General features: G+C 53.0%; 3 protein-coding genes. 2 read left to right on the forward strand and 1 reads right to left on the reverse strand.

The window, feature by feature from the left end; all coding sequences use genetic code 11:
• Positions 1 to 336: 336 nt before the first annotated feature.
• Positions 337 to 3,246 carry a PAS domain S-box protein gene (locus FP815_05560; GenBank protein ID MBA3014403.1) on the forward strand — a complete coding sequence of 970 codons (2,910 nt, stop codon included), beginning with the start codon at positions 337 to 339 and terminating at the stop codon, positions 3,244 to 3,246.
• A gap of 10 nt (positions 3,247 to 3,256) precedes the next feature.
• Here the strand turns inward: FP815_05560 and FP815_05565 are convergent, their stop codons facing one another.
• On the reverse strand, positions 3,257 to 3,463 hold the full coding sequence (locus FP815_05565; GenBank protein MBA3014404.1) for an RNA-binding S4 domain-containing protein: 207 nt from the start codon (positions 3,461 to 3,463) through the stop codon (positions 3,257 to 3,259).
• 236 nt (positions 3,464 to 3,699) lie between these two features.
• On the opposite strand from FP815_05565, the gene FP815_05570 reads away from it, so the two are divergent.
• The coding region (locus tag FP815_05570) for a YgiQ family radical SAM protein (GenBank protein ID MBA3014405.1) at positions 3,700 to 5,113 on the forward strand (1,414 nt) is incomplete at its 3' end.

Below are 5,113 nucleotides of genomic sequence, written 5' to 3' on the forward strand. Positions count from 1 at the left end.
GGCACTGCTGGACAGTTACAGCATAATAAATATTCCTGCATAACACCCCTCGTTCTCCCTTGCTCACAACCAGTGTCTTTGGTAAGGTTGATGGCGTCGTAAAAAAGTCCGACATACTACGTCCCCGTCCAACACCAGCGGGGATTGAACTAAATTGCGTGGTGGTTTTACTCATTCGGCATACCATAGTATGGCCTCATTCGCAAAACGCACCCCGCGCCTCGGAGTCTCTCTTCGCTCGCTTACCTGTATATCGGCCCTTTCGGAGTCTCGCAGGCTCGCTTACCTGCTTAACAGATCGGCTACCTTTTTGTGCGAGACTGTCAAGGTTAACTCATGCGCAATACAATACATTTCACAGCGTTCAATACGCTAAAATTCGCCCCCGGAGTCAGGCGTAACCGATTTTTTTTGGCTCGTCTGTCTCTCTGGTCAACAGCAGTCCTCACCACCATCACCACTCTCCTGCTCATTGTCCCGTCTCTCGCTCTTTCCTCTGCCCCTGTTCAGACCATCAAGGTCGTCATGGATGACAATTATCCACCGTATATCATGCGTAGCGAAGACGGCAGGCTCAAGGGCATTCTCATTGACCAGTGGCAACTCTGGGAAAAGAAGACCGGCATCCATGCCGAGATCAGCGCCATGGACTGGACAGAGGCTCAGCGCAGGATGGAGGCTGGTGAGTTCGATGTCATCGATACCATCTTCCAGACCCCTAAACGCCACCTGTTATATAACTTTTCAAAACCCTACGCCACAATCGATGTCCCGCTCTACTTCCACACCGACATCAGCGGCATCAAAGGGGCAGAAGATGTTCGCGGTTTCATAGTCGGTGTCAAGTCCGACGACGCAGTGATCGAACAACTTCAAGCCCAAGGTGTCAGTAATCTCCTGAAATTCAACAACTACGAGTCCGTTATCGCAGCCGCCCGGGATAACAAGGTCAAAGTTTTTAGTGTTGACCGCCCCCCAGCCCTGTATTTCCTCAATCAAATGGCGATTGCCGACCGATTCCATGAAACTGCCCCACTGTACAGCGGCAAATTCCATCGAGCAGTAAAGAAGGGAAACACTCAACTCCTTGCCCAGATCGAACAGGGGTTTTCCAAGATCAGCGAGACAGAATACCAACACATTGAGCGCCAGTGGCTAGGCACTCCGATCATACCACACTCCTGGATCCGACCTGCTCTGAGCTTCATTGCCATAGCCACCGGTCTCGTCCTCATCCTCATGACCTGGATCTGGTTTCTCCGGCGCGGCATTGAAAAAAGGACTGCCGACCTGCAGCGAACCAGTGAATACCTGCAAGCCGTGCTTGATTCGGTCAACGACGCCATCTTTGTCCATGACGGCGCCACCGGAGCGATCATTGATGTCAACCAGGCAATGCTCGACATGTACCGAATCACTCGCGAGCAAGCCTTGCTGGCAGATGCCAATGACTTAAGCCTCGGCTCCCATCCGTATTCCCAAGCAGAAGCCGTAACCTGGATGACCAAGGCCAGGATGGGCAAACCTCAGACCTTCGAGTGGATGGCCAAACGATACCAAGGCGAAGTCTTTCCTGTGGAAGTCAGCATTCGTTTCTGCCATATCGGGGCGGCCACCCGTTTTTTAGTAACAGTGCGGGAGATAACTGAGCGAAAAAAAACCGAAGAATCCCTCATCACCAGCGAGGCCAAATACCGACAGCTTTATGAAAGCATGGCCGATGCCTTTGCCTGCATCGACATGAACGGACACATTTTCGAGAGCAACAAGACCTTCCAAGCCATGGTCGGCTATACAGTCGAAGAACTTTCCACCATGACCTATGCCAACCTCACCCCGAAAAAATGGCATGCCCTCGAGTCCTCCATCCTCAGAGACCAGGTCGTGCCCCTAGGGTATTCTGAGGTCTACGAAAAGGAATACCAACATAAAGACGGGACCATCATCCCTGTTGAACTCCGCACCTTTCTTATCCGCGACAATCTGGGCACACCAAAAAGCATGTGGGCCATCGTCCGCGACCTTTCCGAGCGAAAGCAAGCCGAGCAGCAACGACTGGAGACCGAGCGAAAGATGCTCCACACTCAAAAGCTTGATACCCTGGGTGTCATGGCTGGCGGCATCGCCCACGACTTCAACAACCTGCTGATGGCCATCCAAGGCAACCTCGATCTGGCCAAGATGGATATCCCTCTCGACTCTCCGTCGCTGGCATTCCTTGACAACTGCATGAAGGCAATCCGGAGAGCGGCTGATCTCACTCGGCAAATGCTGGCGTATTCAGGCAAAGGCCATTTTTTGATCCAGACCATCGACCTCAACGCCCTGGTGAGCGAGAATTTCCACTTATTCAGAGCCTCAGTGGCAAAAACAGTTGAACTTAAGCTCCACCTCGGGCAAGACCTCCCGGCCATCCAAGCTGATGCCGGGCAAATTCAACAAGTTATCATGAATTTAATCACCAATGCCTCGGAATCCCTGGATCATAAAGCCGGGGTAGTGACCATCACCAGTGGAATTGATTTCTGCGATGAGCACGACCTGAAGCGTGGCAGACAACAGAACACCCCTCCCCCCGGTCACTTTGTCTGGCTCGACGTAACAGACAACGGCTGCGGAATGAACGACACGATCCTCCATCGGCTCTTCGACCCCTTCTTCACCACCAAATTTACCGGTCGCGGCCTTGGCACCTCAGCAATTCTTGGCATCATCCAGGGCCACAATGGCGCCATAATTGTCAACAGCGCCCCCGGACAAGGCACCTCATTCAAAGTCCTGTTCCCGGCGGCATCAGCCACTTCTACACCATCACCAAACCACACCAACTCAGCACTTCAGCCGACAAGAAGCTCAGACTCCAGACAATCCGGAGCGATTCTGCTGGTTGATGACGAACACATAGTCCGCAAAGTCTGCTCCGCCATGCTCGAACGTCTGGGGTGGCACGAAGTTTTTACGGCAGCAGATGGTATTGAGGCGGTTGAGCTCTTTCGCCAGCACTCCGCAACCATTCGCTGCGCAATTATCGACCTGTCCATGCCCCGCATGGATGGGATGACGACGGCCCGGGAGATCCATGCCATCTCAAGCAGCACCCCACTGATTATCGCCAGTGGCTTCAGTGAGGAAGATGTCTCTAAGGACTCTACGGCTCAGCACATTGCGGCTTTCATTGCCAAACCATTCAATTTAAGCACACTCCGAACCGTGCTGGCAGAAGTGCTTGCCGCCTCCCCCCGGTAACACGCTACGCTTACCCTACCTGAAAAATTGCCCCATCGATCTCAACTCGGTCCCCTGAGTGCAGCTGAGCACCTCGACGAAGTTCAACCGCACCATTCACCTTGACCTCACCTGCCTGGATACGAGCCTTGGCCTCGCCACCAGTTGACACGACAGTGGCAAGTTTCAAGAATTGTCCCAAACGGATCGCCCCGTCCCTTATTGCTATCTTTTCCATACCCCATCCTTTGGTTATCGGTTATCGGTTTGCGGTTTGCGGTTTACAAACTCACGGATACCAGTCATTGGAAAAAATCAACCTGATTAGCGCTAATCAGGTAAATCAATAACCGTCAAATAATAACCGCAAACCGATAACCGATAACCATCACTAAAGTAGTTACAAATTTTCTAACAACTATTATTATGCCATTCAGAGTAAGCCAGCGTGAAACAACTATCAGGACCTCACCCATGACCTTTCTCCCCACCACCGCCGAAGAGATCAAAGCCCTTGACTGGCAGCAGGCTGATATCATCCTGATCAGCGGCGACACTTACATTGACAGTCCCTTCATCGGCATCGCCCTGATTGGCCGGATCCTGGCCCACGCAGGGTTCAAAGTCGCCATTATCGCCCAACCGGATACCGATTCCGATCGGGATATCACCCGCCTGGGCGAGCCCCGTCTCTTTTGGGGGGTGAGCGGAGGCTCTGTCGATTCCATGGTCGCCAATTATACTGCCTCATACAAACACCGGAACTCCGACGACTTTACCCCTGGCGGACACAATACCCGTCGACCGGACCGAGCGGTAATCGCCTACACCAACCTGATCCGCCGATTTTTTAAAAACACCAAGCCCGTGGTGCTTGGGGGCATTGAGACCAGCCTTCGCCGCATCGCCCATTACGATGCGTGGTCAAACCGGGTAAGAAAATCGATCCTGTTCGATGCCAAGGCCGACATCCTGGTCTACGGCATGGCAGAAAAAACCATCGTAACCCTGGCAGAACGATTGAACCAAGGCCTCGATTTTAGGAACATTCCAGGCCTCTGTCATGCTGCGGCAAATCCCCCAGAACACCCGTTCATTGAACTGCCCGATTTCAACTCCGTAGCCACAGACCCTGATGCCTTGATCGCGATGTTCCATGCCTTCTACCAGAACAACGATCCAATAACCGCCCAATCTCTAGTCCAACGTCACGACAACCGCTATCTGATCCAGAATCCTCCATCAGCCTTGCTCTCTAGGGAAGAACTCGACCATATCCACGACCTGCCCTTTACCCGCTCCGTCCACCCCTATTACCAGAGCCAAGGCAAGGTCCTGGCCCAGGACACCATTCAGTTTGCCCTGACTACCCATCGCGGGTGTTACGGTGAATGTAATTTTTGCGCCATCGCCGTCCACCAGGGCCGAACCGTGATCAGCCGCAGCCCGGACTCCATCCTCCGGGAGGCTCAGCGCTTAACCAAGCACCCTGATTTCAAAGGAATCATCCTTGATGTCGGCGGTCCCACTGCCAACATGTACGGATTTGAATGCCCGAAAAAAATAGTCAAAGGTGTTTGCCAACACCAGCGCTGCCTGACCCCCAAAATTTGCCCAACTCTAAAGATCAACCACCAAACACAGCTCAAGTTATTACGCAGTCTGCGCGCATTGCCAGGGGTCAAACGGGTCTTCGTGGCCTCGGGGGTCCGTTACGACCTTATCTTGGCAGACCGCGCCAAAGGCCTTAGTTACCTCAAAAAACTGGTCGCGCACCAAGTCTCCGGCCAGATGAAAGTCGCGCCCGAACATAGCCAGGACCAGGTCCTTGCCCTGATGGGCAAACCGGGAATCAATCCCCTGCTGGAATTCAAACATCTCTTTGAGA

Source organism: Desulfobulbaceae bacterium, from assembly GCA_013792005.1.
Classification (GTDB): Bacteria; Desulfobacterota; Desulfobulbia; order Desulfobulbales; family VMSU01; genus VMSU01.